Genomic DNA, 21,359 nt, shown 5'->3' with positions numbered 1-21,359 from the left:
ATCCACGGGCGGAGCAAGGAGCGTAGCGACGCAGCACAGACCCGAGGATCCATGCCGCGACTCCAGAGCGTTGCTATGGTCCAGAATTCGCTACCGCTGCACTCCACGACCGATGTCACGGAATGGCAACTGTGTTCATGCGAATGCTTTTTTATCGCGAATGATGGCGTTGAGGACGACGAGAAGCTTTCTTGCGACGGCGATGATGGCGAGTTTCTTGGAACCTGAGCGGGGCTGCGATGGCGGTGTAGAAAGTTCTGAAGCGCTCACAAGCCCGGATGGCGCCGAGCGCTGCCATGTAGAGTGCGCGACGTACGCGTGATCGACCACCCTGGATCTGGCTCCTGCGATTGAGCTTGCCGCTCTTGTTGTCGAAGGGAGCAAGGCCGGCGAGTGCCGCGATCGACTTGGGTGAGTGTTGGCCGAGCTCGGGCAGGTGTGCCAGCAGCGAGAACGAAGTGATCTTGGAGACGCCGGGTACGGAGATCATCAGCGCGTTGTCGCGGGCCATGTCCTCGGCTTGGGTAATGGCTTGGGCGATCTGCCCCTCGATACCCTTGATGCGGACATTGAAGGTAGCGATCAGCTCTTCGATTTCGGCGATGACAATCGCGCCGAAGGCTTCGCTGCGCTGTTTCTTCAACGTTGCCCTGATCTCGACCATTTGGTCGCGAAGGCGGGCAAGCGATTGAAGGTGTTCGCCTTCTTCGCGCGGTGCCGGCTCGGCTTCCGGGTGATAGCGGCGGCCATAGTCGCTCAGCATCCTGGCATCGAGACGGTCGGTCTTGGCGCGCCGTCTCGTCGACTTCGCATAGTGGTGGGTGTGCGCCGGATTGTGCCGCGAGAACGGCACGCCGGCCTTGGCCAGCGCATGACGCAGCAGGCGGTCATGAACGCCTGTCGCCTCCATGACGACGAAGTCTCGACTGGGATGCAGGCCTGCCACATAGGCAGCGATCGCATCGGCCTGATTGTCGATGCGATGGTATTGACCGCTTGCCTCATCAAAAAAGTCCAGCCACTGCTTTGAGATGTCGCAACCGACATAGTTCTGCATTATCATGTCCACGCCTCTTCCTGTGGTGCGGGGTCTGCTTGGAACAGCCCCGTGCAACTGTTCAGGTTGATGGTTCACCGGTGGGAAGGGACCGAGCCATGCCACGGCCTGTCCTCAAAAAGGACGACCAGGATCCTGTCGGTCTCCTTCCCACCCCAAACATAGCATGGGAACAACACACAGGATTCTAGGGTCTCCGCGACGGAGCTTCGCTCCTGCTTCGCCCTAGAATGACGAAGTGTGGAAGGCCTCCGCTAATCGCGACCGTTTGCGACGGGCGCGCAAACGCTCGACGATCCGCTCAGGTATTTACCCCCAACTCCACCAGCCGCTCGACGCAAGACTCCTCCGCCTGGTCGAGCTCCGCCAGCGTCTCCTCGAGATCGCGGCGCTTCTGGCGCAAATCCTCGCGCTTTTCCTCGATGCGCTTGATCATCAGGTTGAGTTGACCGACCTCGCCGGGCGGTTCCTTGTACATCTGGATGATTTCGCGGATCTCGTTGATCGAGAAGCCGAGCCGTTTTCCGCGCATGATCTGACGGATCAGATGCCGGTCAGATGGGCGAAACAGCCTTGTGCGGCCCCGCCGGACCGGTTGCACCAGCCCCTCGTCCTCATAGAAGCGCAGCGTCCGCGTCGACACGTCGAATTCGCGGGTCAGTTCGGTGATCGAATAATATTCCCGCATCTTTGCTCCAAATGTCGGAACATCGGAAAACGCCCGGTCGCCCGGGATTTCCAACGCATTCCGATCAACCCCGTTCCAAGCCGGACTCGGCATGAAACCCCGCGCAAGCCTCGCACCACATTTACGTAAAAGTCAATTGAACCCGCAACGCCTCTTTCTCAAGGGATAGCGAACCACCAGGTGGCCAGCCCGAGGAAGGCAAAGAAGCCAACGACGTCGGTGACCGTAGTGACGAAAACCGCCGACGCCACCGCCGGGTCGATCTTGAACCGGTCGAGCAATAGCGGGATCAGGATACCGGCAAGGGCTGCCACGAACATATTGATGATCATCGCCGCCGCTATGATGCCGCCCAGATTGGGATCGCGGAACCAGACGGCCGCGACGATGCCGATCAGCACGGCGAAGATGATGCCGTTAATGGAACCCACGCCCATTTCGCGGCGGATGATGCGGCCGGCATTGTAGATGTCGAGATCCCTGGTCGCCAGCGCGCGCACCGTGACGGTCATGGTCTGCGAGCCGGCATTGCCGCCCATGCCGGCCACGATCGGCATCAGCACGGCCAGTGCCACGATGTGCTCGATGGTGCGGTCGAACAGGCCGATCACCGAAGCCGCGAGGAACGCCGTCAACAGGTTGACCAGCAGCCAGGGCACGCGCGAGCGCGAGGTCGAAAGAATGCTGTCGGACAACTCTTCGTCGCCGACGCCGCCCATGCGCAGCAGATCTTCCTCGGCCTCCTGCTGGATGACGTCGACGACGTCGTCGATGGTCAGCACGCCGACCAGCCGCTCGTTCTCGTCGACGACGGCGGCGGACAGAAGATCGTATTGCTCGAAGTCCCGCGCCGCCTCTTCCTGGTCCATGGTGGCCGGAATGGCGTGCCTCGTCTCGTGCATCACGTCTCCGACCTTGGTCGTGCGCTTGGTGCGCAGGATCTGGTCGAGGTCGATGGCGCCGAGCAACTTGAAGCTTGGATCGATGACGAAGATCTGGCTGAAGCGCTCGGGCAGGTTCTTGTCTTCGCGCATGTAGTCGATGGTCTGGCCTATGGTCCAGAACGGCGGCACGGCGACAAATTCGGTCTGCATGCGGCGACCGGCGGTCTCTTCCGGGTAGTCGAGCGAGCGGCGCAGCCTGATCCGCTCGGTGAACGGCAGCTGCGACAGGATCTCGTCCTGGTCTTCCTTTTCAAGGTCTTCGAGAATGTAGACCGCGTCGTCGGAATCGAGGTCCTGCATGCCCTGGGCAATTTGCTCATTGGGCATATTGTCGACGATATCGCGGCGGATCGCCTCGTCGACCTCGGTCAGCGACGAGAAGTCGAAGTCGGCGCCGAGCAGTTCGACAAGGGCGCGACGCTGTTCGGGGTGCAGTGCCTCGAGCAGATCGCCAAGTTCCGACTGGTGCAGGTCGTCGACTTCGCGCTTCAGCGTCAGCGTATCGCGATCGGCGATCGCCGCCCCGATCTGGGCGAGGAATGATGACAGGACGGCGCCGTCCTCGCCATAGATGTCGGCGTGGGCATCGTCAGCGGCTTTGGCGCCGGTCTTCTGGTCGTCCTGGCGTTCCACCAGCGGCTCCCGCCATGGGAATTTCGGAAAAGGTGCCTGTCAGGTCTAGCGCGCAACGCACGGGAATATCAAACGAAATGCGCCCCGCCCTGCATATGGGCGAGAGTGATTTCATCAGGATATGACGCCGCCCAGGATTCAGGCGGCGCGACAGCACATGTCGCTGGGGAAAGAGCACCCGAGCACGGTTGGGGCAGAATTGTCATGATGCAGGTCCTGCCATCTGCCGGACCCGCCCAGGCCAGGAACCAGAACAGCCGGAAGCCCTTGAAGATCAGGTCACAGACGCAGAAGGCAATCGAGGAACGGCGCGTGCGCGTGGTCGTCGCCGAACGCAATCCGCTCGTCATATCGGCGCTGCGCGACATGCTGGACTGCGACGGGCGCTTCGATCTCAGGGCCTGCGTGCAAAGCGGCAGGCATTTTCTGGAATTGGCAGCCGAAGCGGAATTCGACGTCGCCGTTATCGGCTGGAAGCTCTCCGACATGGACGGCGCCGATGTGCTGGCCGAGGTTCACAGCCGCAAGCTGGGCGTGCGCATCGCGGTGTTTTCCAACGACCACGACATCGGCATCCTGAAGCAGTGCGTGCGGCTCGGCGCCCAGGGCTACTGCTTCCAGTTCGACGATCCGGCGATCATCTTCGAGACCATCCTGGCCGTCGCGCATGGCCGCATCTGCATCCCCTACATCGACATCAACAAGGTCAACGACACACCCTTGTCGCTGCTCACCGTGCGCGAGCGCGAGCTGCTGGCGGTGCTGTCCGACGGCTGGACCAATCTGCAGATCGCGACGCGCACCGGGATTTCGGAGAACACGGTGAAATACCACCTCAAGAATCTCTACGACAAGCTCGACGTCCGCAACCGGGCGATGGCAGTCGCGCTCTACGCGCGGGAGAGGCGTACCCAGAAGCAGCCGTTGGGGTAGGCGAGCGACTGGCCGCGGGTAGGTCACCCGGGTAGGCAACCCCCACCCGCGCGCGGCAAGATGTTACCCCTTGAGGTGTTGTTGCCATTAGCCGTCGAGACGAAACTCCCCTCACCGCTTTGCTGGATCAGGAGGAGTTCGCGACATGGCCGGTTTCATCCATCTTTTCATTCCCGGACCGACCAACATCCCCGAACAGGTCCGGCAGGCGATGAACCTGCCGATGGAAGACATGCGTGCAGCATCCTTCCCCGATCTCACGCTACCGCTGTTCGAAGACATCAAGACGGTGTTCAAGAACGAGACCGGCCGCGTCTTCATCTACCCCTCCTCCGGCACCGGCGCGTGGGAAGCGGCGATGACCAATGTGCTCAGCCCCGGTGACCGCGTGCTGATGTCGCGCTTCGGCCAGTTCTCGCATCTGTGGGTCGACATGGCCGAACGGCTCGGCTTCGAGGTCGATGTCATCGACTGCGAATGGGGAACCGGCGTGCCGCTCGAGCTCTATGCCGAGCGGCTCAGGGCCGACAAGGCGCACCGCATCAAGGCAGTCTTCTGCACCCAAAACGAGACCGCGACCGGCGTGACCAGCGACGTCGCCGGCTGCCGCGCCGCGCTCGATGACGCCAACCACCCTGCTTTGCTCTTCGTCGACGGCGTCTCGTCGATCGGCTCGATCGACTTTCGCCAGGAGGAATGGGGCGTCGATTGCGCGGTTAGCGGCTCGCAGAAGGGTTTCATGCTGCCCGCCGGCCTCGGTTTCCTCTCCGTCAGCAAGAAGGCGCTGGTCGCCTCGCGGAGCGCCACCCACCGCCGCTGTTTCTTCTCCTTCGAAGATATGATCCGCGCCAACGATGCCGGCTACTTCCCCTATACGCCGGCTACGCAGCTGCTGCGCGGCCTGCGCGCCTCGCTCGACCTGATCGCCGAGGAAGGGCTGGAAAACATCTTCGCCCGCCACCATCGCCTCGCCGAAGGCGTGCGCAAGGCGGTCGACGCCTGGGGCCTGAAGCTCTGCGCCAAGGCGCCGAAATGGCACTCCGACACCGTCAGCGCCATCCTGGTGCCGGACGGCGTCGACAGCGGCGATGTGGTCAAGCGCGCCTACCAGAAATACCAGACCTCGCTCGGCGGCGGCCTCAACAAGGTGATCGGCAAAGTCTTCCGCATCGGCCATCTCGGCTGGCTGAACGAGGTGATGGTGCTGGCCTCGCTCTCGGCCGCCGAAATGGCGCTGCTCGACTGCGGCGTACGGCTGGCGCCGGGCTCGGGCGTCGGCGCCGCCATCCAGCACTTCCGCGCCTCGGCCGCCGTGCCGGTCGCCGAAGCCGCCTGAGGAGCCGACGATGAGCCACACCATCAACCACCTGAAGAAACTCCGCCTGCAGCGCAGCGAGCTGGCGGTTCCCGGCTCCAGCCCGGAAATGATCGACAAGGCGGCCAACAGCGCCGCCGACTTCATCTTCCTCGACATCGAGGACGCCGTTGCCCCACCCGACAAGGAGCGCGCCCGCAAGAACATCATCCAGGCGCTCAACGACATCGACTGGCGCGCCAAGGGCAAGACCGTCTCGGTGCGCATCAACGGCCTCGACACCCATTACATGTATCGCGACGTGGTCGACGTCATGGAACAGGCCGGTGACCGGCTGGACACCATTTTGGTGCCGAAGGTCGGCGTGCCGGCTGACCTCTACATGGTCGAGGCCATGGTCAACCAGATTGAGATGGCAAAGGGTTTCAGGACCCGCGTCGGCCTCGAAGCGCTGATCGAGACCGCGCTCGGCATGGCCAATGTCGAGGCGATTGCCGCGACACCCGGCCGGCTGGAAGCCATGCATTTTGGCGTCGCCGATTATGCGGCAAGCTGCAAGGCGCGCACGGTCAACATCGGCGGCCTCAACCCCGACTATCCCGGCGATCAGTGGCATTTCGCTCTGTCGCGGATGACCGTCGCCTGCCGCGCCTATGGCTTGCGCGCGATTGACGGGCCGTTCGGCGACTTCTCCGATCCGGAGGGCTACATCGCCGGCGCCAGGCGCGCCGCCGCCCTTGGCATCGAAGGCAAATGGGCAATCCATCCCTCGCAGATCGCGCTAGCCAACGACGTCTTCTCGCCACCGGAAAAAGAGGTGACGCGCGCCAGGCGCATCCTCGAAGTGCTGAAGGAGGCGGAGGCGCAGGGCAAGGGAGCAGCCGCACTCGACGGCAAGATGATCGACGCAGCGTCGGAACGCATGGCGCGCAATGTTCTGGTGGTCAACGAGGCAATCGAACGCGCCGGTCAATTCTCTAGTGAGCCGCGCGTCGCCACGCATTGACCGTTCAGGGAGGACAAAATGGACATCCACGAATATCAGGCCAAGGAACTGCTGGCACGCCACGGCGTGCATGTGCCGCGCGGCGGGCTGGCCTACAGCCCCGAGCAGGCAACCTACAGGGCGCGCGAGATCGGCGGCAGCAAATGGGTGCTGAAGGCGCAGGTGCATTCCGGCGCCCGCGGCAAGGCCGGCGGCATCAAGCTATGCGCCAATGACGAGGAAATCTCCGACGCCGCCGAAGCCATGCTCGGCCGCAAGCTGGTGACACAGCAGACCGGCCCGCGCGGCAAGCTGATTTCGCGCCTCTATCTCGAGGAAGCCGTCGACATAGCGCAGGAGCTCTATGTCGGCTTCGTCCTCGACCGCAAGGAAGAGCGCGTCATGATCGTGGCTTCGGCTGCCGGCGGCATGGAGATCGAGGACATCGTCGAAAAGGCGCCGAACTCCATCCTGCGCACATCGGTCGATCCCGGCGTCGGCATGCAGCGTTTCCAGGCGCGCGAAATCGCCTTCGGGCTCGGCCTCGACCACAATCTGATCGGCAAGGCGACCGAGACCATCTTCAGCTGCTACCGGGTGTTCCGCGACTACGACGCCTCGATGCTGGAGATCAATCCGCTGGTGGTGACCCGCGACGGCAATCTGATCGCGCTCGACGCCAAGATGTCGTTCGACGAGAACGCGCTGTTCCGACGGCCGGAAATCTCCGAGCTGCGCGACAAGAGCCAGGAAGATCCGCGCGAAACCTTCGCCAGCGACCGTGGCCTCTCCTATGTCGGCCTCGACGGCAACATCGGCTGCATCATCAATGGCGCAGGGCTCGCCATGGCGACCATGGACATGATCAAGATCGCCGGCGGCGAACCGGCCAACTTCCTCGACATCGGTGGCGGCGCCTCGCCCGAGCGGGTGGCGAAATCCTTCCGCGCCGTGCTCGGCGACAAGAATGTCGAGACCATCCTGGTCAACATCTTCGCCGGCATCAACCGCTGCGACTGGGTCGCCGAAGGCGTCATCAAGGCGATCCGCGAGGTCGGCGTCAACGTGCCGCTGGTGGTCCGTCTCTCCGGCACCAGGGCCGAGGAAGGCCGCCGCATCCTGGCTGATTCCGGCGAGGCGGTGATCGTTGCCGGCACGCTTGCAGAAGCCGCCGAAAAAGCCGTCGCCGCATGGCGCTCGGCCACCAAGAAAAAAGCAGCCTAGAGCCGGATGATTTCAGGTCGAATCGACCTGAAATCTGAATCCGTCTCTAAAATCAAACAGATGGAGCATGATGTCGTCCGAAAACCGCTTCACACTTTTCGGCATCATGCTCTAGGGAGGTCGAGAAAATGGCAATCCTGCTCAACCGCAGCACCCGCGTCATCGTCCAGGGGTTCACCGGCAAGATCGGCAGCTTCCATGCCGACGACATGAAACGCTATGGCACCAAGCTGGTCGGCGGCGTCACCCCCGGCAAAGGCGGCCAGAAGCATCTCGGCCTGCCTGTCTTCAACACGGTCAAGGGCGCGGTGCGCGAGACCCGCGCCGAGGCCAGCATCGTCTTCGTGCCGCCGCCCTTTGCCGCCGATTCGATCATGGAAGCGGCGGACGCCGGCATTAAACTCTGCGTCTGCATCACCGACGGCATCCCGTCGCAGGACATGATGCAGGTCAAGCGCTACATGCTGCGCTACCGCTACGAGGACCGCATGCGGCTGATCGGCCCGAACTGCGCCGGCGTCATCACGCCCGGACAGGCGCTGATGGGCATCATGCCCGGCAGCATCTACCTCCCCGGCCGCGTCGGCATTGTCGGCCGCTCGGGAACCCTGGGCTACGAGGCGGCGTCGCAGATGAAGTCGCTCGGCATCGGCGTCTCGACCAGCGTCGGCATCGGCGGCGACCCGATCAACGGCTCCTCCTTCAAGGACGTGCTGAAACTGTTCGAACAGGATGACGACACCGACGCCGTGGTGATGATCGGCGAGATCGGCGGACCGCAGGAAGCCGAAGCCGCGATCTGGGCGCGCGACAACATGAGGAAGCCGCTCATCGCGTACATCGCCGGCCTCTCCGCCCCGAAAGGCCGCCGCATGGGCCACGCCGGCGCCATCATCTCGGCCTTCGGCGAGTCTGCGCAGGAAAAGGTCGAAATCCTGAAAGACGCCGGGGTGATCATCGTGCCGACGCCGTCCTCGTTCGGCGAGGTGGTGGCGGATACGCTTGCGGGGATGAAGAAGGCGGCGTGACAGCAGCCCCCGAGTCCGACTGCGCCAGCCCGAACCTCAGGCAGCCTTGTCGGCTGCCGGCTTCGCGACCTTGGTGCGGGTGGCGCTGCGGCGGCCGTCGACGCTGACCGGAACGTCGCCGTCGACCGTGGCGCGACGCACCACCCGGTGCTGGTCGCCATAGTCGTTGACGGCGTAGTGCTGCGTCGCGCGGTTGTCCCAGATCGCCACATCGCCGGCCTTCCAGCGCCAGCGCACGGTGTTCTCCGGCGCGGTGACATAGGACTGGAAAACCTCGTAAAGCTTCGCCGAATCGCTTTTGGAAAGGCCGATCAGCCGTTGCACGAAATTGCCGAGCAGCAGCGTGCGCTCGCCTGTTTCGGGATGGACGCGGACGACGGGATGCTCGGTCTCGTAGATCGTCGAGGTGAAGATTTCCTCGAAGTGCTTCTTTTCCGCAGCACTCGCACGCGGCCGCACCGCGGCGTAATCGTAGGCGTTGCTGTGCACCGCCCAGAGATTGTCGGCCAGCAGCTTCAACGGCTCGGGCAGGTCCTGGTAGGCGGCCGCGGTGTTCGACCAGATGGTGTCGCCGCCGGCCGGCGGTATGACGACGCCGCGAAGAACGGAGAATTTCGGATAGGCGTCGACGAAGGTGACATCGGTATGCCATTGGTCGGCGCGACCGCCGCCACGGCTGGAATCGAGTTCGAGAATGGACGCCGTTCCCTTGACGGGACCTTGGGTCGGATGCGGGACGAGGTCGCCGAGACACTGGGCAAAGCGCTCCTGCCCGGCATCGTCGAGATGCGCCTGGTCGCGGAAGAACACCACCTTGTGCCGCAACAGGATCTGGTTGATCGCCGCGACCGTCTGCTGCGGCAGGTCGCCGGAGAGCCGAATGTTCCTGATCTCTGCGCCGACGCGTCCGGTAAGCGGGACAATATCGGTATCCGGGATGATCTGCTCTACGGGGGTAAGTCTGGTCATGGGAACCTCTTCCTCTAAAGCCGCGGGGCTGCTGGCAATGCTCCGCCGTCTGCCGGCCGCATAGCGATCGGCGGAGCAACTCCCTCATCGGGAGCCGACTTGCTTGGTAACGAGAGCACTGATCTCAACTCAGGAGGCGAAGGCCGCCAAGGCTGGCGAGCAGTACCGAGATCCCATTCAAAGCGTAATTCTACAAATTCCATAGACATTTCTTTTCAAAGTTCGGCGGCCCTGAGAAAAATGCCTTCTGTCCAATTCGTTCGTGAGCGGCAGGCGGTGGAGCGCTGCGCGACGCGGCCCGCACCAGTAGTGACGCTGTCGTATCCCCTTCGATATTGGAGATGGCGGGTGAATTGCATGCCTGATATTGATGGCTTCCACGCATCACGCAGGCGCCGAGATGACAGACTCCGATAAGGCTGACGCTGTCGAGCAATTGCTCGATACGCCTGACCTCGCCACCGCGCTGGAAAGCGACCAGTTCAAGAAATTTCTCGACCAGATGCCGATCGCGATCGCCGTCTCTGAATTGATCGCGAAGGAACGTGTCGTCTACGCCAATCCCGAATTCGAGAAGCTCTCGGACCTCAAGGCGCCGAAGCTTGCGCGGGAAAACTGGGCGGCCCTTTCCGGCAGGGGGCTTCATCGGCAGAAGGACAGGCCGCTCGCCGAGGCTGTCGTTGAAGACACCGATTTCGTCGGCACATTTCGTCTTGAGCGCGGCGAGGACAAGCCGGCAATCGTCGACGTTTATTCCAACGTTATCGAGGACGACAACGGCAAGCTCTGCTTCCGGCTGGTGGCGCTTGTCGACGTCACGGCACACGGCGAGACCGAGGACCCGCGACCCGCGGAGGAACTCATCCGGGAGAAGGACACCCTGTTGCGCGAACTGCAGCACCGGGTGAAAAACAATCTGCAGATGATCACCGCTTTGATCCGGATGGAAACCCGCAACGCCACCGAACCGGACCAGAAGCGTTTCGAAAGGCTTGCCGGCCGGGTAGACGCATTGGCAATCCTCTACCAGACATTGTCGGCTGACCAGCAGAAGGATGAGGTGGATCTTGGCGTGTATCTTAGCCAGATCGCGTCCGCCGTCATGGCGTCGCACGCAGTCGAAGGTATCCGCCTCGACCTTAAGGTGGATACCTATCCGGTATCCATCAACGTTGCCATGCCGACAGGCCTGGTCGTCAATGAGTTGCTGACCAACGCTCTCAAACATGCATTCGTCGGGCGCGACGGCGGCACGATCACGCTGCACAGCGTCGTCAGCGGCGATGGTTGCCGGGTGACTGTCGCCGATGATGGAATCGGTCTGCCGACGGGTGAGACCTGGCCCAGGCCAGGCAAGCTCGGCTCCCTGATCGCGCGGTCGCTGACCGAAAATGCCAAGGCGCAATTCGACGTCAAGTCGAGTGCCGGCGAGGGAACCAAGGTCACCATCGTCTTCAAGCGATCGGCGGCGACGGACTGAGGCTATGTAACGACGCGCCGACAAATCCCGGCCGGACAGGTGCTTCGGGCGCTCGCGGGTGTGGCCTTAAGTCGCAAACGATTTGGCTGCAGAAGCGGGGCGCCGGGCTTCTTTGACGGTGCGATCAGCACCATATGTGGTCCACAGCCCTCCAAACGAGAGAAGCTAGCTCCGACGGGTCGCACCGCGGTCGTCAGCCGGCAATGGCTATGAACCAGGAAATTGAAAACCATCATGCGTGAAAATATCAGACCAGCGTCGAGAGACGTCCCCCTCATTCAGCTAGGCCTCAACCAGTGCCGCTTCCCGGTGAGCGAAGACCGGTTGGTACCCGGTGGTTACCGTTTTTGTGCCGGGCCGACGTCGCCGGATCGCGTCTACTGCGATCACCACCACACCGTCGTGACGGCCGTTGACCCTCGTCGAGCCCGTCCGGGTCTCCATTTCCCGCAACGACGCGCCGCTTAGGTCACCCACATCCCCTGCCCCGCCACCGGCAAAGCCGGGGACTCGGGTGCAGGAGGCTGGCCGGTGCGAGCCAAACGGCGTTCGCGTGCGGCTCTGCGACCTCCTGTTGCAACTCTGCTGCGGCCGGTTCAAGCGCCAAAGGCGATGATCTGGCGTCGACGGCCTGAGAAGCCGCAATGATTTCAATGGCCGAAAAATTATGGTGCGGTCGAGAAGACTCGAACTTCCACGGGTTGCCCCACAGCGACCTCAACGCTGCGCGTCTACCAATTCCGCCACGACCGCCCGTGGTAGGAGCCGGAACGAACCGGCTCGCGGCGTGTAGCAAATCGTTTCCGGCGAAACAAGGGCGCGGCGCGCAATAATCGCCGCAAATTGGCATATCGGCCTCTACAGCGCCGCGCGTCCTGTGGGACGCGCAAAGGACGCTGCAGCACTTTGATTTGGCGCATGATCCTTTCCGAAGATCGTTCCTATCTTCGGGGTCGTGCGCGAAGGCCGAAATGCGTGGCGAACTGGACGTTTCAGCCGGATACCGCCATATGAAGGGCAAATGCATTTGGCCCCAGAGCGCAAGCCGGTTTCGCCAAGCCGGCGTGCGTCACGCGAAAAACGAAAAGCCATGACCGAACGCAGCCAGATCGCCACGTCGTTCCTGCCCTTGCCCGGGTCAGCGCCGGTCGAATGGCGCATCGAGCCTGGCCTGACCGGCTACACCGATGCGCTGGCCCTGATGGAAGCGCGCGCCGAGGCGATCCGCACGGGTGCGGCCGCCGAGATGGTCTGGCTGGTCGAGCATCCGCCGCTTTACACCGCCGGCACCAGCGCCCGCATCGAGGGCTTGATCGACCCCGACCGTTTCCCGGTCTTTGCCGCGGGGCGCGGCGGCGAATACACCTATCACGGGCCGGGGCAGCGGGTTGCCTATGTCATGCTTGACCTGAAGCGCCGGCGCGAGGATGTGCGCGCCTTCGTCGCCGCGCTCGAGCAGTGGATCATCGGCACGCTTGCCGCCTTCAATGTGCGCGGCGAACGCCGCGAGGACCGCGTCGGAGTCTGGGTGGTGCGGCCCGAGCGCCCGTCCCTGCCCGACGGCTCGCCGGCTGAAGACAAGATCGCGGCCATCGGCATCCGGCTGCGGCGCTGGGTGAGCTTTCATGGCATTGCCGTCAATGTCGAGCCGGATCTCAGCCATTTCAGCGGCATCGTGCCATGCGGCGTGCCGGATCACGGCGTCACCAGCCTCGTCGACCTCGGCCTGCCCGTGACCATGGGCGATTTCGACCTGGCGCTGAAATCCGCCTTCGAGGATGTTTTCGGGGCAGCGGAGTCAACTTCTGCAGAACCGGCTCGCAAGGCCGGCTGAGTCTCGCCTTGACCAACGCTCAAAGCAACCGCGCCGAGGCCCACAACAGCCCGAAACCGTGAATGGCGAAGACGGCCAGCAGCGCGCCGGCCATGGCGAAACGGTCGAAGATGCGGATCGGCTTCAATTCGTGGCGCGGTTTTACCCCGCTACCCACTGTCATCAGGCTGAGGATGGCAAAGACGGCGCCCGCCACCAGCAGAAAGCTTTGGGAAAAGCCGGCCAGCCAGCCAAGCCATAGCAAGGCCGAGAGCAGGGAAAACGAGGCGAGCGCCAGGGCGACCGGCCCCGGGCAGATCTGGCGCAGCACCTGACCGCCGTCGAATTTCCACACCGGCACCAGATTGGCGATGTTGAACAGCGCGGCAAAGCCGGCAAGCGTCGCCAGAAGGGCCGCGGCGAGCCGATGTCCCTCGCCGGATGCGAGCCCGCTGGCGACGATCAGCAGCGGTACCAGGAACGCGGAAAAACCAGCGCCCATCAGCGCCACGAAGGCGACCTCGAAGCGGCTGTCATAAGGCCGGCCGCCAATGGCGATGCCGCCGAGCAGCGGGATAAAGATCATCCGCGCCTTGCGATGACCGGTTAGCCGAAAGGCCGCCATGTGGCCGAGCTCATGCAGGGCAACCACCGAGGTCAGGATCGCGGCCAGCGCCAGGCCGCCGAGATTGAGCCCGAAGAACGGCCAAAGGATGAAAGCCGACAGAACGGCGAAACCGACCTGGCTCAGCGGATGCTCGAACCAGCCGCCCTTGCGATACTGTCCGGTCCTCGCCCAGATCTCCAGCTTGCCGAGCTCGCGGCGCATGGCGAAGTAGCGGAACACCAGGAAGGCGACGCCGCGATAGCGATCGGTCTGACTGAGCGTCACCCGCGTGCCGGCACCTTCCGAGGTGAGTTCGGTGGTCTCATAAAAATCCTTCCAGAACGACGCGTCGAGCGCGGTATCCTCGATGACCCGCATCGAAAAACGACTGCCTTCGACGACGTCCTCGAAGCGCGACCTTCGCTCGATCGGCTGGCCGTCCCGGCCCTCCCAGGACAGCAGGATGCGGGCCGTGCCCTGCCCGTCCAGCGGCTGGGCCGAGAGTATCTCGCCGGACCAGCCGGCATCGCTGCCGAGCGGCCACAGCGCCTGCCAGAGGCGCTGCCGGTCCACCGCAACCACGCGGCTCAGCCGCACCGTGCGCAAACCGAGCGGCGCGGTCATCAGAAGGAAAATCAGTCCGAGATTACCGGCCACGAGAAGGGCCGTCACGATCGGCGACACCTGAGGTTTTTTGCTCCCTGTCTTGGCGGGGCAGCCTAGCGTCATGGCGGCAAGAAAGGCTTAACGGCACAGCGCCTTCCTGCCCGCCTAAAACAGTGCGGCGAACCGCAGTTGCATCACATGGCGCCGATCCAGACAGCCATGGAAACCAGAAACGCACTCATGCACACCAACGAAACGACGTCCTGAACAAGATCGCTCATAACTCTCTCCTGTTGTTGATATGTTCGTATTTTGTTCTAACTTTGTTCGAAAGTCAATGAGCGGAAAGCGGCATGCCGACGAATCCTGACAGCCGGTTTGGGCAGGGTTAAGGAAAGGTTGACGGGGTGACGGCAGTGCTGACGCAGGGCGCATCCCATGCCTTTGCGATCGGGACACGCACCAATCACTTCGTGATCCTAGGGCGGAGCAAGGAGCGCAGCGACGCGGCGCAGACCCTAGGATGAGGAAGTTGGGGCCTACAACGGAACGACCTTGCCATCCGCCAACGTCACCCGGCGGTCCATGCGCGAGGCGAGTTCGTGATTGTGGGTCGCGATCAGCGCGGCAAGGCCGGACTGCTTGACCAGCGCGCCAAGCGCCTCGAAGACATAGGACGCGGTGACCGGGTCGAGATTGCCGGTCGGCTCGTCGGCCAAAAGCAGCAAGGGCGCATTGGCGACGGCACGGGCGATGGCGACGCGCTGCTGTTCGCCGCCGGACAGCTCCGACGGACGGTGCGACGCGCGCTTGCCGATCTGCATATAGTCGAGCAGCTGTGCTGCGCGCTCCGACGACTCCTTGCGCGAAAGCCCTTTGATCAGCTGCGGCATCATGATGTTTTCGAGCGCCGAAAACTCCGGCAGCAGATGATGGAACTGATAGACGAAGCCGACATCGTTGCGGCGGATTGCCGTGCGTTCGTCGTCGGAGAGCCGTCCGCAGGCGCGGCCGGCCAGAATGACGTCGCCGGCGTCGGGGCGCTCGAGCAGGCCCGCCGTGTGCAGCAGCGTCGACTTGCCGGTGCCCGACGGCGCCACCAGCGCCACCATCTCGCCGCGTTTCAGCGAAAAGTCGGCGCCGTTCAAAATGGTGAGCTTGCGCGGCCCCTGGACATAGTGCCGCTCGACGCTCTTCAGCTCGATAATGATCTCGGACTTCATTCGTATCTCAAGGCCTCGACCGGATCGAGCCGTGCGGCGCGCCATGCCGGAAACACTGTTGCCAGGAAGGACAGGCCGAGCGCCATCAGGATGACATAGGTGGTCTCGCGCGGGTCCATCTTTGCCGGCAGCTGGCTGAGGAAATAGAGTTCCGGATTGAACAGCACCTTGCCGGTCATCCAGGAGAAGAACTGGCGGATGGATTCGATGTTGGTGCAGATGAGCACCCCGAGCAGCACGCCGGCCAGCGTGCCGGTGACGCCGATCGCAGCACCCGTCATCAGGAAGATGCGCAGGATGGCGCCGCGCGAGGCGCCCATTGTGCGCAGGATGGCGATATCGTGGCCCTTGTCCTTCACCAGCATGATCAGGCCGGAGATGATGTTGAGCGCCGCCACCAGCACGATCAGCGTCAGGATCATGAACATGACGTTGCGCTCGACCTGCAGTGCTGAAAAGAACGTCTCGTTGCGCTGGCGCCAGTCGACCATGTCGATCGGCCGTTGCGCCGCCGCATCCACCAGCGGTTTCAGCGCGTCGACATTATCGGGATTGTCGACATAGATCTCGATCGTCTGCGCCCTGCCGTCCATGTTGAAATAGAGCTGCGCTTCGGAAAACGGCATGTAGACGATGGAGCTGTCATACTCCGACATGCCGACCTCGAAGATCGCCGCCACCTTGTAGCCCTTCAGCCGCGGCGTCGTGCCCATCGGCGTCACATCGCCGTCCGGCGAGATCAGCGTGATGGTGTCGCCGAGCACAAGGCCGAGATTCTCCGCCATGCGCTTGCCGATGGCGACGCCATCGCCGGAGTCGAAGCCGTCAAGCGTGCCTTGCTTGACGTTTTGGGCGACGATGGCGATCTTGCCGAGGTCTTCGGCCCTGATACCGCGCACCAGCGCGCCCATGCCGCCGCCGACATTGCCTTGCGCCAGGACCTGGCCGTCGATCAGCGGTATCGCGTATTTGACGCCGGCCACGCCGTTGATGCGGGCTGCGACCTGCGCATAGTCCTCAAGCGGCGAATCCAGCGGCTGCACGATCAGATGGCCGTTGACGCCGAGGATGCGGGTCAGAAGTTCGGCTCGAAACCCGTTCATGACAGCCATGACGACGATCAGCGTGGCGACGCCTAGCATGATGCCGAGGAAGGAGATCGAGGCGATGACCGAGATCACCGTCTCCTTGCGGCGCGACCGCAAATAACGCCAGGCGACCATGCGTTCGAACATGGAGAACGGGCCGGCGACCGGAGACTTGGTGACCGGAGACTTGGCGACCGGAGACTTGCCAACCGGAGACTGGGCTACCGAAGACTTCGCTGCCGCGGCTTCGCTCATGCGGTTGCACCGAAGCGTTTCCTGGCCTCCGCGACCGGCAGCGTATCGCGCTCGCCGGTCCGGCGGTTCTTGATCTCGATCTCGCCGGCGGCCACGCCGCGCGGCCCGACGATCACCTGCCAGGGCAGGCCGATCAGGTCTGCGGTGGCGAACTTGCCGCCCGGCCGCTGGTCGGTGTCGTCGTAAAGCACATCCTTGCCGGCGCTGGTGAAGGCGGCGTAGAGCTCGCCGCAGACGCGGTCGCACTCGGCGTCGCCGGCCTTCATGTTTATCAGGCCGATGTCGAACGGCGTCACCGCTTCCGGCCAGATGATGCCGTTATCGTCATGGCTGGCCTCGATGATCGCTGCCACCAGCCGCGACGGACCGATACCGTAGGAGCCGCCGGAAACGAAATGATCCTTGCCGTCGGGCCCGGTCACCTTGGCGCCCATGGGCTTGGAATATTTGTGGCCGAAATGAAAGATGTGGCCGACCTCGATGCCGCGCGCCGAGACCCGGTCGGCCTCGCCAAGCTTGTCCCAGGCCGCCTCGTCATGCATCTCGTCGGTGGCGGCGTAAGGCATCGTCCACGTCTTGACGATGTCGGCGATCTCGCCGTCATTGCCGAAGTCGGTTTTCTCGCCGGGCACCTGCAGCGACAGATATTCGCGGTCGCAATAGACCTGGCTCTCGCCGGTGTCGGCCAGGATGATGAATTCATGGCTGAGATCGCCGCCGATCGGCCCGGTGTCGGCCCGCATCGGAATGGCCTGCAGCCCCATGCGCGTGAACGTTCGGAGATAGGATACGAACATGCGGTTATAGGCGGCCTTCGCGCCCTCGAAATCGAGGTCGAAGGAATAGGCATCCTTCATCAGGAATTCGCGCGAGCGCATGACGCCGAAGCGCGGCCGCACCTCGTCGCGGAACTTCCACTGGATGTGGTAGAGGTTGAGCGGCAAGTCCTTGTACGACTTGACGTAGGCGCGCACGATCTCGGTGACCACTTCCTCATTGGTCGGACCGTAGAGCATGTCGCGGTCCTGCCGGTCCTTGATGCGCAGCATCTCCTTGCCATAGTCGTCATAGCGGCCGCTTTCGCGCCACAGATCGGCCGACTGGATGGTCGGCATCAGGATTTCCAGCGCGCCGGCGCGGTTCTGCTCCTCGCGGATGATGCGGCAGACCTTGTCGAGCACCAGCTTGCCCAGCGGCAGCCAGGAAAAGCTGCCCTGCCCCTGCTGGCGGATCATGCCGGCACGCAGCATCAGCCGGTGCGAGACGATCTCGGCCTCGCGCGGATTTTCTTTCAGGATGGGCAGGAAAAACTGCGACAAACGCATGGACAGGTCCGTGAGAGAGGAGGCTGCGCCGGAATCGGCGCGGCTGGCTTGCTTGCCCCGGCTTCATAGCTATTTCGTGACGGAATGGAAACCCGACCGGCCGCATCGGTCCGAAATCGCAAAAATCGATTCTTCTTCCAAAGACCTTCGCACCGAAAAACGATAATGCTTTTGATGCAAAATGATGACCCTGACTCCGAAGTGCTCACACACGCTTTGCGCGTCCGGGCGACGCAGCACACCTGACCAGATTAAGGCGGCAGCCCCGGTGTTGTTCGTTTCGCAAGCAAAGCCTGCCGCACTATTGTGCACTGCAGCACAGATTGCCCGATTGCGGGCAAAATTCTGCGTGACAATTTCATCAGGGTTAGGCTAGTGTGCCCCGATAACCGAGAGGGTGGAGAAAAATCTGCTCTCCTACGCGGTCAAAGTCTTGGGAGGATGCGATCTAGGCGCGGTTACCCGCTGCCGCCGGAAACCGGAAAACAGATCGGAACGCGTTTAAATTGCAAGGCCTTGTGCCTTGCATTTTTTTTGCCCGATCATCTGGTTAGATCAACCTGTTCCCAAATCACGTGAGCTTGCGTCAGCCTGATACCCAGCCGTGATTCTAATGCGGGTGGGCTATGCCTGGCCGCCGATTGCGCATCGCAAGCTGGTGAGCCAAAACCCGAGTTTGGCGCTCCGAAACAGGCACAAACCCACCCGATCCATCGGCAGAAACAGGTTTTAGTTAGCCGGCGCCTGGGTGGCTTCGGGGATGATGTGCGGGACTTCGTCGAGGCTGTAGCCCAGCCCGTGCGTCAGGCCGTAGAAAACCCCCATGACGACAGCCGTGACGATGGTGGTGCGGATCACGGCGCGCAGCATATGCGGTCCGCGCGGCGCGCTCGCAACCGTGCCCAGCGTCACGTCCTGGTCTTCATCCTGCGTCTTGACGCTGAACGGCAGCACGATGAACAACATCAGCCACCAGGTGATGAAGAACAGCGCGGCAAATGAAATCCAGCTCATGCCTGTTCCAGTTCGACCAACGTGCCGAAGAAATCCTTGGGATGCAGGAACAGCACCGGCTTGCCGTGAGCGCCGGTTTTGGGATTGCCGTCGCCCAGCACGCGGGCGCCGCTCGCTGTGAGGTGATCGCGCGCGGCAAGGATGTCGTCGACCTCGTAGCAGACATGATGCATGCCGCCCGAGGGGTTCTTGTCCAGAAAGGCCGCGATCGGCGACCCCTCGCCCAGCGGCTCCAGGAGTTCGATCTTGGTGTTGCCGACATCGACGAACACCACCGTCACGCCATGCTCGGGCAAAGCCCGCGGCGCGGTGACCTTCGCGCCAAGCGTATCGCGATAGGCCGCGATCGCCGCGGCCAGGTCCGGCACGGCAAGCGCTACATGGTTCAGGCGTCCCAGCATGAAGTGCTCCACAAGTTAAGGGAGTAGGGAATGGGCAGTAGGCAGTAGTGATACATCTGCATTTTTCTCCACTGCCTACTGCCTACTGCCTATTCCCTCACCTCGTCACAAACACCGTCACCAGCGGCTTCTTGCCCCAGGCTTCGTTGGCGGCGCCGCCCCCGGCGCGGCGCACCGCTTCCTGCACCAGGTCGAGGTCCTTGCGGCGCTGGCGAGGGATCGAGTCCACCGCGCCGACGGCCGCGTCGAGCATCAGATCTTCCATGTTGTCGCCGCGGGCATCGGCCTCGGCGACGCCGATGGCGACCAGGTCTGGATCGCCGGCGAGCTCATATTTGTCGTCGAGCACGACATTGACCGCGACATGGCCGGCGAAGGATAACTTGCGCCGGTCGCGTATGCCCATCGCCTGGTCGGTGCCGATCAGCCTGCCGTCCTTGTAGATGCGGCCGAACGGCACCTGGTCGATGATCGTGGCCGGACCCGGCGCCAGCCGCAGCATGTCGCCGTCGCGCACTTGCGCCACCTGGCCGATGCCGGAGGTCGACATCAGCGACCCCTGCGCCACCAGATGCGCGGCTTCGCCATGCACGGGAACGCCGATCTGCGGCCGCACCCACTCATACATCCTGCGCAATTCGCTGCGGCGGGGATGGCCGGAGACATGCACCAGCGCGTCGCCATCCTCGATGATCTTGATGCCGAGGTCGATTAGGCGGTTCTTGATCTCGAGGATCGCCTTCTCGTTGCCGGGAATGGTGCGTGAGGAAAACACCACCGTGTCGCCCGCCGTCAGCGACACCGATTTCATCTCGTCGCGCGAAAGTTTTGCCAGCGCCGCCAGAGACTCGCCCTGGCTGCCGGTGCAGATGATGACCAGGTTCTCGCGCGGGATGAAGCCGAAATCCTCTTCGGCGATGAACTCCGGCAGCCCGTCCATGTAGCCGAGTTCGCCGGCGACATCGATGACCCGCTTCAGCGAGCGGCCGAGCACCAGGCACTGGCGGCCGGCATCGCGCGCCGCCTTGGCGATGGAGACGATGCGTCCGACATTGGAGGAGAAGGTGGTGACGGCGACACGGCCGACAGCGCTCTGAATGACGCCCCTGAGGCCTTCGCCGACCGCCACTTCCGACGGCGATTCGCCTTCCCTGAGCGCATTGGTCGAATCGCAGACCAGCGCCAGCACACCCTTGTCGCCATAGGCGCGAAACCGCGCCTCGTCGGTTTTCGGACCGATCGTCGGTTCCGGATCGATCTTCCAGTCGCCGGTATGGATGACGGTGCCGGCCGGCGAGGTGATCGCCAGCGACATCGGCTCGGGGATCGAGTGCGCCACCGGAATGGCCTCGATCGAGAACGGGCCGACAGTGAATGTTTCGCCTGCCCGGTAGATCGTCACCGGAATTTTCTTCGGCGCGCCCTGCTCGCCCTGGCGCTTGGCGTCCAGCAGGCCGGCGCTGAACGGTGTCATCCACACCGGCGCCTTCAGCTTCGGCCAGATGTCGAGCAGCGCCCCGTAATGGTCTTCATGCGCATGGGTGATGATGATGCCGCGCAGGCCGGCGAGGTTCTCCTCGATGAAGCGGGTATCGGGCAGGATCAGGTCGACGCCCGGGTGCGCTGCGTCGGGAAAGGTCACGCCGACATCGACGACGATCCACTCGCGCGCGCTAGGCGGCCCATAGCCGTAAAGGGCGAAGTTCATGCCGATCTCGCCGACGCCGCCGAGCGGCACGAAGACGAGTTCGGCGTTTTGCGCTTTCGCCAT

Annotated in this window: 19 protein-coding genes and 1 tRNA gene; 8 read left to right on the top strand and 12 right to left on the bottom strand. The window is 63.2% G+C overall.

Going from position 1 to position 21,359, the window contains the following annotated elements; translation table 11 throughout:
- Positions 1 to 151 precede the first annotated feature (151 nt).
- The 3 genes from NKJ75_RS12975 to mgtE all read right to left on the bottom strand — a co-directional run bounded on the left by NKJ75_RS12975 (position 152) and on the right by mgtE (position 3,322).
- Positions 152 to 1,057, bottom strand: coding sequence for an IS110 family RNA-guided transposase (locus NKJ75_RS12975; protein ID WP_352499755.1), 906 nt, complete (start codon positions 1,055 to 1,057; stop codon positions 152 to 154).
- A gap of 301 nt (positions 1,058 to 1,358) precedes the next feature.
- Complete coding sequence (locus NKJ75_RS12970; protein ID WP_023685221.1) at positions 1,359 to 1,745, bottom strand: MerR family transcriptional regulator; 387 nt, start codon at positions 1,743 to 1,745, stop codon at positions 1,359 to 1,361.
- Positions 1,746 to 1,903: 158 nt separating this feature from the next.
- Complete coding sequence (gene mgtE, locus NKJ75_RS12965; RefSeq protein WP_023700365.1) at positions 1,904 to 3,322, bottom strand: magnesium transporter; 1,419 nt, start codon at positions 3,320 to 3,322, stop codon at positions 1,904 to 1,906.
- Positions 3,323 to 3,634: 312 nt separating this feature from the next.
- Here mgtE and NKJ75_RS12960 point away from each other — a divergent pair, with 312 nt between their 5' ends.
- The 5 genes from NKJ75_RS12960 (at position 3,635) to sucD (ending at position 8,807) form a co-directional block, all read left to right on the top strand.
- Positions 3,635 to 4,255, top strand: coding sequence for a response regulator transcription factor (locus tag NKJ75_RS12960; protein WP_031203282.1), 621 nt, complete (start codon positions 3,635 to 3,637; stop codon positions 4,253 to 4,255).
- 145 nt (positions 4,256 to 4,400) lie between these two features.
- Positions 4,401 to 5,591 carry an aminotransferase class V-fold PLP-dependent enzyme gene (locus NKJ75_RS12955; RefSeq protein WP_352499754.1) on the top strand — a complete coding sequence of 397 codons (1,191 nt, stop codon included), beginning with the start codon at positions 4,401 to 4,403 and terminating at the stop codon, positions 5,589 to 5,591.
- Between the two features lie 10 nt (positions 5,592 to 5,601).
- Entirely contained in the window at positions 5,602 to 6,576 is a 975-nt protein-coding gene (locus NKJ75_RS12950) for an HpcH/HpaI aldolase/citrate lyase family protein (protein WP_023690973.1), read from the top strand.
- Positions 6,577 to 6,594: 18 nt separating this feature from the next.
- On the top strand, positions 6,595 to 7,779 hold the full coding sequence (locus NKJ75_RS12945) for a malate--CoA ligase subunit beta (RefSeq protein ID WP_023805486.1): 1,185 nt from the start codon (positions 6,595 to 6,597) through the stop codon (positions 7,777 to 7,779).
- Between the two features lie 128 nt (positions 7,780 to 7,907).
- The gene (gene sucD / locus NKJ75_RS12940; RefSeq protein WP_352499753.1) at positions 7,908 to 8,807 is read left to right on the top strand and encodes a succinate--CoA ligase subunit alpha; all 900 of its coding nucleotides are present in this window, start codon (positions 7,908 to 7,910) and stop codon (positions 8,805 to 8,807) included.
- Between the two features lie 36 nt (positions 8,808 to 8,843).
- Here sucD and NKJ75_RS12935 read toward each other — a convergent pair whose 3' ends face one another.
- Positions 8,844 to 9,776, bottom strand: a complete 933-nt coding sequence (locus NKJ75_RS12935) for a TauD/TfdA dioxygenase family protein (protein WP_352499752.1) — start codon at positions 9,774 to 9,776, stop codon at positions 8,844 to 8,846.
- Positions 9,777 to 10,176: 400 nt separating this feature from the next.
- Here NKJ75_RS12935 and NKJ75_RS12930 point away from each other — a divergent pair, with 400 nt between their 5' ends.
- Positions 10,177 to 11,256: a sensor histidine kinase gene (locus tag NKJ75_RS12930; protein ID WP_023714319.1), complete on the top strand. Its 1,080-nt coding sequence runs from the start codon at positions 10,177 to 10,179 to the stop codon at positions 11,254 to 11,256.
- Positions 11,257 to 11,490: 234 nt separating this feature from the next.
- Positions 11,491 to 11,724: a GcrA family cell cycle regulator gene (locus NKJ75_RS12925; RefSeq protein WP_081727347.1), complete on the top strand. Its 234-nt coding sequence runs from the start codon at positions 11,491 to 11,493 to the stop codon at positions 11,722 to 11,724.
- 200 nt (positions 11,725 to 11,924) lie between these two features.
- Here NKJ75_RS12925 and NKJ75_RS12920 read toward each other — a convergent pair.
- Positions 11,925 to 12,009, bottom strand: a tRNA-Leu gene (locus tag NKJ75_RS12920).
- 337 nt (positions 12,010 to 12,346) lie between these two features.
- Here NKJ75_RS12920 and lipB point away from each other — a divergent pair.
- Positions 12,347 to 13,090 (top strand): lipoyl(octanoyl) transferase LipB, encoded by a 744-nt coding sequence (gene lipB / locus NKJ75_RS12915; protein ID WP_023827341.1) that lies wholly within the window; start codon positions 12,347 to 12,349, stop codon positions 13,088 to 13,090.
- 19 nt (positions 13,091 to 13,109) lie between these two features.
- On the opposite strand, the gene NKJ75_RS12910 is transcribed toward lipB, so the two are convergent.
- The 7 genes from NKJ75_RS12910 to NKJ75_RS12880 all read right to left on the bottom strand — a co-directional run bounded on the left by NKJ75_RS12910 (position 13,110) and on the right by NKJ75_RS12880 (position 21,359).
- On the bottom strand, positions 13,110 to 14,360 hold the full coding sequence (locus NKJ75_RS12910; RefSeq protein WP_023700369.1) for a peptidase M50: 1,251 nt from the start codon (positions 14,358 to 14,360) through the stop codon (positions 13,110 to 13,112).
- Between the two features lie 461 nt (positions 14,361 to 14,821).
- Complete coding sequence (locus NKJ75_RS12905) at positions 14,822 to 15,505, bottom strand: ABC transporter ATP-binding protein (protein WP_023690966.1); 684 nt, start codon at positions 15,503 to 15,505, stop codon at positions 14,822 to 14,824.
- Positions 15,502 to 16,740 (bottom strand): lipoprotein-releasing ABC transporter permease subunit, encoded by a 1,239-nt coding sequence (locus NKJ75_RS12900; RefSeq protein WP_027050260.1) that lies wholly within the window; start codon positions 16,738 to 16,740, stop codon positions 15,502 to 15,504. Before NKJ75_RS12900 ends, NKJ75_RS12905 begins: the two co-directional genes overlap by 4 nt.
- A gap of 104 nt (positions 16,741 to 16,844) precedes the next feature.
- Positions 16,845 to 18,173, bottom strand: coding sequence for a proline--tRNA ligase (gene proS, locus NKJ75_RS12895; protein ID WP_023833860.1), 1,329 nt, complete (start codon positions 18,171 to 18,173; stop codon positions 16,845 to 16,847).
- Between the two features lie 729 nt (positions 18,174 to 18,902).
- Positions 18,903 to 19,187, bottom strand: coding sequence for a DUF1467 family protein (locus NKJ75_RS12890; RefSeq protein ID WP_023833861.1), 285 nt, complete (start codon positions 19,185 to 19,187; stop codon positions 18,903 to 18,905).
- A complete protein-coding gene (gene mce / locus NKJ75_RS12885) occupies positions 19,184 to 19,588 on the bottom strand; it encodes a methylmalonyl-CoA epimerase (protein WP_023744673.1) in 405 nt (134 codons plus the stop codon). The genes NKJ75_RS12890 and mce overlap by 4 nt, the downstream gene beginning before the upstream one ends.
- Before the next feature lie 97 nt (positions 19,589 to 19,685).
- Entirely contained in the window at positions 19,686 to 21,359 is a 1,674-nt protein-coding gene (locus tag NKJ75_RS12880; protein WP_352499751.1) for a ribonuclease J, read from the bottom strand.

It is taken from the genome of Mesorhizobium sp. M0058, from assembly GCF_040323095.1.
Taxonomy (GTDB): Bacteria; Pseudomonadota; Alphaproteobacteria; order Rhizobiales; family Rhizobiaceae; genus Mesorhizobium.
The sequence above is the reverse complement of the archived record's forward strand: the minus strand, read 5'-3'. Positions and strand labels throughout refer to the sequence as shown.